This window comes from Oleiphilus sp. HI0123 (assembly GCF_001635315.1).
Map to the genome: position 1 here is coordinate 1 of NZ_LWGE01001173.1, position 6,780 is coordinate 6,780.

Annotated in this window: 7 protein-coding genes and 1 tRNA gene; all 8 read left to right on the forward strand. The window is 46.0% G+C overall.

Going from position 1 to position 6,780, the window contains the following annotated elements; all coding sequences use genetic code 11:
- On the forward strand, window positions 1-1,536 hold a 1,536-nt coding region (locus A3761_RS12795), incomplete at its 5' end, for a tetratricopeptide repeat protein (RefSeq protein WP_068750308.1).
- 69 nt (window positions 1,537-1,605) lie between these two features.
- Complete coding sequence (gene lolB, locus A3761_RS12800) at window positions 1,606-2,190, forward strand: lipoprotein insertase outer membrane protein LolB (RefSeq protein WP_197470009.1); 585 nt, start codon at window positions 1,606-1,608, stop codon at window positions 2,188-2,190.
- Window positions 2,175-3,116, forward strand: a complete 942-nt coding sequence (gene ispE / locus A3761_RS12805) for a 4-(cytidine 5'-diphospho)-2-C-methyl-D-erythritol kinase (protein WP_068515833.1) — start codon at window positions 2,175-2,177, stop codon at window positions 3,114-3,116. The genes lolB and ispE overlap by 16 nt, the downstream gene beginning before the upstream one ends.
- Window positions 3,117-3,147: 31 nt before the next feature.
- Window positions 3,148-3,222: transfer RNA gene (locus A3761_RS12810), tRNA-Gln, on the forward strand.
- A 148-nt stretch (window positions 3,223-3,370) separates the two neighbouring features.
- Entirely contained in the window at window positions 3,371-4,315 is a 945-nt protein-coding gene (locus A3761_RS12815; RefSeq protein ID WP_068515835.1) for a ribose-phosphate pyrophosphokinase, read from the forward strand.
- Between the two features lie 145 nt (window positions 4,316-4,460).
- Window positions 4,461-5,099, forward strand: coding sequence for a 50S ribosomal protein L25/general stress protein Ctc (locus tag A3761_RS12820; RefSeq protein ID WP_068515838.1), 639 nt, complete (start codon window positions 4,461-4,463; stop codon window positions 5,097-5,099).
- Window positions 5,100-5,142: 43 nt separating this feature from the next.
- Window positions 5,143-5,730: an aminoacyl-tRNA hydrolase gene (gene pth / locus A3761_RS12825; protein WP_068515841.1), complete on the forward strand. Its 588-nt coding sequence runs from the start codon at window positions 5,143-5,145 to the stop codon at window positions 5,728-5,730.
- Between the two features lie 138 nt (window positions 5,731-5,868).
- Window positions 5,869-6,780 (forward strand): redox-regulated ATPase YchF (gene ychF / locus A3761_RS12830; protein ID WP_068750310.1); only part of this gene is annotated, 912 nt, incomplete at its 3' end.

The window sequence follows — 6,780 nt, forward strand, 5'->3', positions numbered from 1 at the left end:
ATGGAGGCCATAAAGGAAATGGCAATCCTTTGGGTTGATATAAAGCCAGACAGCATTCCGGCACATCAACTTCTGACCTATCAGTATTCCCTTTCTCGCGAATACGAACAGGCCATGCAACATATCGAAAAGATTATCGAGCTTGGCGGTGATGCCCGAGTAGACGGCCTTGCAGTCAGCTCAAGCGCCCTCCCTCTTGAAGATAAAGAAGCCATCCTCCTACTTTATCAATCTTTATATGCAAAATACCCTAACAATCATGAGATTGGATATAGCTACGCACTCACTCAACGCAATTTGAAAGAATACGACGCGGCACTTGAAATCATCGAGCCTATACTAAACGCCGCACCAGAATTCGAAGCAGCCTCAGTCCTCAAGGCCAACGTTCTCTATGATAAAGGTCAACTGGAAGAGGCTATTGAATATGCAGGTGACAAGTTTGACGATTTCCCCTCAAATCATAATCTTGGTCGTCTATATGCAACAATGCTAATAGAAAACAAACAACTCGATGACGCCGAGGAGGTATTCTATTCACTACTGACTAAATACCCCCAAGCATCGCGGTTAAAACTATCGCACGCTATTGTCATGCTAGAGAATAAAAAAGTTGAAGAGGCTTCTGCAGCTTTCGAGCAGCTAATCGACTCCAATCAACACGCTAATGAAGCCTACTATTATTTAGCCCGTATTGCTGACAGCCAAGGTAATTTCAATGACGCTATCGATCTCTACCAGAAAGTAAGCGCTGGCGTTCATTATGAAGTATCTCTTGAGCGCTCAAGTTTCCTAATGGTTCACAACGAACAGCAAGACGAGATGCTAAACAGACTCGCTGAATTGAGAAAGAAACCTGGAGCAAGCCCTCTTAAGTTATGGCTACTGGAAGTTAAATTACTATCTAGTGCAGGTGAAACAGACCGCATGAATGCCTCACTCAACGCCGCCATTCAAGCATTCCCCGAAGATGACCAGCTACTCTACGCTCGAGCAATGAATCGAGAAGCAGACGATGATTTGGCAGGAATGGAGCAAGATCTAAGAAAGCTAATAGAACTGAACCCGAACAATGCGATTGCTATCAATGCACTTGGCTACACCTTGGCCGACCGAACCGATCGTACTCAAGAAGCATTTGAACTAATTCAAAAAGCTTTAGCGCTCAAGCCGAATAACCCCGCCATTTTAGATAGCATGGGCTGGGTACTATATCGACTTAAGCAAAATAAAGAAGCATTGGTATTCTTGTTCAAGGCCTTTCAACAATTCCAGGATGGAGAAGTCGCAGCACACTTGGGTGAAGTTCTTTGGTCTCTAAATCAAACAACAGAGGCTCGAGATGTTTGGAGCAATGTTCTTCGGAAGTATCCTGAACACGAAGTACTTCTTGAGACCATCAACAGACTCGACCCTGAATTACTAATTATAATTGAGAATCCGCCCACGGAAGATGAACAAGCTACTAACAAAGAAACCAGCTCAGCTTCAACTCCCGAAACCGAGCAAGTAACACCCGAAGCGCCCAAAGAATAGTTTGTAATGATAGCTCTAGGCATTTCAAGTAAAACGAGCACTCACCTCACCCGGGCGCTGTTCATACTAATGACGCTCGTTTTATCTGCATGCACCAGCCTTCAACAAACCGTACCTCACAAAACATCAAGAGAAACTCCAATTGAATGGCCTCTTACCGCCCAAAAGATTGATAACATCCGAAACTGGAAACTCATTGGCAAGATTGGCATAAGAACACCTGAAGAATCCCTTACTGTAGCAATCAATCAATGGCACCAAGCTGAATCAAGCTTTGTGATCGACCTTTCCTCAACCTTTTTCGGCCTTGGCGCATCCAAGCTACAGGGAAACCCTCATTTATTAACGATTATCGAAGCCGGTGAGCAGCCTGTCAGCTCGTATGAACCAGATCTCTTGATCTATCAGGCTTTAGGGTTTCCTCTTCCGATTTCATTACTGCCCTGGTGGGTTAAAGGAATTCCTGTTGCCGACAGCCAACACGAGTTAGAATTTGACGCTCAGGGCTACCCTGCCAGCCTAATACAAAATGGTTGGCACTTAACTTTCAGCAAACACACCCTCATCGACGGCCTTCCACTGCCCGGAAAGATTAAGCTCGAACGAGATAAGGTGCGAATTATTCTAGCGATTAAACAATGGACCCGACTTTAAGCCTGACATCTCCAGCCAAGCTAAACCTGTTCTTGCACATCAATGGCAGACGAGGGCCTGAGCAATCGCACCCAGGCTATCATGAGCTACAAACTGTTTTTCAGTTATTAGACCGCGGTGACATGCTTCATTTTTCTGCCAATCAAAGTGGAAAAATAGAAATCACCCCGGAAATTGCCGACATTCCTCCTGAAGAAAACCTGATTTTTATCGCCGCACAAAGACTCAAAGAAGCAGGCATTCTACTCGATAAAGGTAGCCACTTATTAGGCGCCAAGATTCATCTAGAAAAAAGTCTACCAATGGGCGGCGGGCTCGGTGGTGGAAGTTCCAACGCGGCAACAACACTTATCGCGCTCAATCATCTATGGGGACTTGAACTCGAAGAATGTCAATTAGCCAAAATAGCGGCAAAGATAGGTGCCGATGTGCCCGTTTTTGTTGAAGGCCGCAGCGCCTGGGCTGAAGGAATAGGAGATGAACTCTGCCCAATTCCAATGAGCGAAGAATGGTTCGTTGTATTGACCCCCGATTGCCACGTCAACACGGCTAAAATTTTTTCGCATGAAAGGTTGACAAGAGACACGCCAAAGAAGAGAATAGCGCCCGCTCTTGAGGGACATGGTTTAGATACCAGTTCAGAGAAATTTCTTAGCGATGAGTATCGCAACGATTTCGAAGCACTGATCTCAGAACTATACCCACAAATCAAGGAGGCAATACAGTGGCTAAGCCAGTTTGGTATTGCTAGACTTACAGGAACGGGAGCGTGCTGTTTCTGCATCGTCAAAGACGAGGCAACAGCAAAACAGGTTTTGAATGAAGCTAAGTCTAAATTCAAAGGCTTTATAGCCAAGGGAGTCAATCTCTCTCCTGCAATTCAAAGGCTAGATGAAGCTAAAAGGTTCGCAAGGGACCATTCGTAAGATAGCGCTTCGTTAATAGCAACACGATTATTGGGGTATCGCCAAGCGGTAAGGCAACGGGTTTTGATCCCGTCATGCGCAGGTTCGAATCCTGCTACCCCAGCCATATTTTCCCAGCTCAGAAAACAATCAAGCAAACAGCTAGAAACCTTCCGGATGAGGTCTAAACTACTGTATTAGTATTTTTACTATTCAGCCCGGGAAACTGCTTGAAAGAGCTGAAAGCCGAAACACTCAAGAGGTCTTGAACTCGCATGCCAAGAATGATGGTATTTACCGGTAATGCCAACCGCGAACTGGCTCAACAAGTTGTCGATGCACTACGTCTACCACTGGGCAATGCTAAGGTCGGTAAATTTAGCGACGGCGAAGTCACGGTTGAAATCAACGAAAATGTACGTGGTAAAGATGTATTCATCATTCAGCCTACCTGCGCACCAACCAACGATAACCTAATGGAGCTTATCGTAATGACTGATGCACTACGTAGAGCTTCTGCCTCACGTATTACTGCAGTTGTTCCTTATTTTGGTTACGCTCGCCAAGATCGACGCGTTCGCTCAACACGTGTTGCGATTACCGCAAAAGTGGTAGCAGACATGATCACAGGCGCTGGCGTTGACCGAGTATTAACGGTTGACTTGCACGCAGACCAGATTCAGGGCTTCTTTGATATTCCGGTAGATAACATTTACGGCACCCCCGTTCTTGTTGATGACATTCAACGCCGCATTCAAGACGACTTTATGGTTGTTAGCCCAGACGTTGGCGGTGTTGTTCGTGCACGCGCGATGGCAAAACGTCTTGGTGATGTTGACCTGGCAATTATCGACAAACGACGCCCTCAAGCTAACGTTTCTCAAGTAATGCACATTATCGGTGACGTTGAAGACAAAACCTGTCTACTGATCGATGACATGGTCGATACCGCTGGCACCCTATGTAAAGCTGCTGACGCCCTAAAGGAACACGGCGCCAAGAAAGTTTACGCTTACATTACGCATCCCGTGCTATCTGGCCCAGCTATCGAGAACATTGCTAAGTCATCACTAGATGAGTTGATCGTCACAGATACAATTCCTCTTAGTGACAAAGCCATGAATTGTGATAGAATCCGCCAGCTTACAATTTCAGACCTATTGGCAGAGTCAATTCGTCGTATTAGTAATGAAGAATCTATCAGTGCCTTGTTTGATTAAGACATTAATTAAAACAATCGCTTAAGACCTGATTCAATCAGGTATAGATGTACAGGAAAAAGCACCTCGGTGCTTTTTCTATTTTAACCTTCACGGTATTTAGTCTGGTCGCGGGCGAATATTAGTGAACTTTGAGGAAAGAAAAATGAGTGAAGCATCATTCGTAGTAAACGCAACAGCTCGAGCAGATCAGGGGAAAGGTGCGAGCCGCCGCCTGCGTCGTCTTGAGAACCTAGTACCAGCTATCCTTTACGGCGCTGGTAAAGACCCTATCGCACTTAGCCTGAAAGAAAACGAGATCAAGAAATCGCTTGAAAACGAAGCGTTCTACTCTCACGTTCTAACAATCAGTGTAGACGGCAACGAAGAGCCAGCAATCCTGAAAGATCTTCAGCGTCACCCATCACGTGGTGATGTTATGCACGCTGACTTCCTGCGTGTTGATATGGACAAAGCTATCCATGTGCACGTTCCACTTCACTTCACAAACGAAGACGCTTGTGTTGGTGTTAAGTTGGGCGGTGGTAAGATCTCTCACCAGCAGGTTGAAGCTGAAGTAATTTGCCTACCTGGTAACTTGCCTGAGTTCATCGAAGTTGATATGACTGAAGTTGAAGCAGAAACTATCCTTCACCTTTCAGACCTTAAACTTCCTGAAGGCGTTACACTTGCTGCACTACAGCAAGGTGCTGACCACGATCTTCCAATTTGTTCAGTACATACTCCAAAGGGTAAAGCTGAAGACGAAGCTGGTGAAGCAGCTGCAGAAGGTGATGCAGAGTAATTCTCTGTATCCGGCATGAATTGATAGCGTCAGAGAAGCTCCGATGAGTCAAATCAAGCTGATTGTGGGGCTGGGTAATCCCGGCCCCGAATACGAAAACACCCGCCATAATGCTGGCGCCATCTTTCTGGCCCAGATCGCTGAAGCACATCAGCAAAACCTTAAGCCAGAAAAGAAGTTCCACGGACTTCATGCCAAAGTTAATATTCAAGGCCAGGATCTACACCTCTTGTTCCCGACGACCTTCATGAATCGTAGTGGACAATCTGTCCAGGCAATCTGCCAGTTTTTTAAGATTTCCCCTGAAGAAGTACTCGTCGCCCATGACGAACTCGATATCCCGTGCGGCACCATGAAGCTAAAACAAGGCGGCGGTCATGGAGGCAACAACGGCCTACGAGACATTATCGAGAAGTTTGGCGGCAACAAAAACTTTAAGCGCTTGCGTCTAGGTATTGGTCACCCCGGCCATGCAAGCAAAGTAACCGGACATGTTCTTGGCAAACCAACAGCCAAAGAAGCCGAGCAACTCTCTGCGTGTATCGACGAAGCAGATAGGCACCTGAAAGAAGTCATTGGTGGCGATTGGCAAAAGGCCATGCAAAAACTCCATAGCTTTAAAGCAGAATAAGCCCATTACTCGCATTCCTTAGCAGCATTACAAAAAATAGCACTAAGCGCTCATCTTTTATACTTAACTGTCCCGCTACCCTACTGTATACTTGCGCCCAATTTTTCTAATTATACTTTACAGCCTGGGATTCAGATTATGGGTTTTAACTGCGGCATCGTCGGCCTTCCTAACGTCGGCAAATCAACCTTATTCAACGCACTTACCAAAGCAGGTATCGGCGCAGAAAACTTTCCTTTCTGTACTATCGAACCTAACGCTGGTGTTGTTGGCATGCCAGACCCTCGCCTAGACAAGCTTGCAGCCATTGTCAGCCCAGCGAAGGTTATCCAAACTACAATGGAGTTTGTTGATATTGCCGGTCTAGTAGAAGGCGCATCTAAAGGCGAAGGCCTCGGTAACCAGTTCCTGGCTAATATTAGAGAAACAGACGCTATCGCTCACGTTGTACGCTGCTTCGAAGATGAAAACGTTGTTCACGTTTCTGCCAAGGTGAACCCTCAAGCCGACGTTGATGTAATTAATACCGAGCTTGCTTTATCTGACCTTGATACCGTAGAAAAGGCTATCAAGCGTTTCACCAGAACAGCCAAGAGCGGTGATAAAGATGCGAAGAATGCTCTGAGCCTACTTGAGGATAAACTACTCCCTCACTTGAACGAAGCAAAAGCGGTTCGCGGCCTTGGTTTGAATGATGATGAACTAGCAATTATCAAAGAGCTTTGCCTGCTTACAATCAAGCCTACAATGTATATTGCCAACGTTGATGAAGACGGTTTTGAAGACAACCCTCACCTAGATAAAGTTCGTGAAATCGCAGCAGAAGAAAACGCTGTAGTCGTCGTGATCTGTAATAAGCTAGAAGCAGAAATTGCTGAGCTGGATGACGAAGAACGCGATGAATTTTTAGCAGACCTTGGCATGGAAGAGCCAGGCCTTGATCGTGTCATTAGAGCTGGCTACGAGCTACTTGGTCTACAAACCTACTTCACTGCAGGTGTAAAAGAAGTTCGCGCCTGGACAATGAAGCAAGGCGACCCTGCCCCTAAA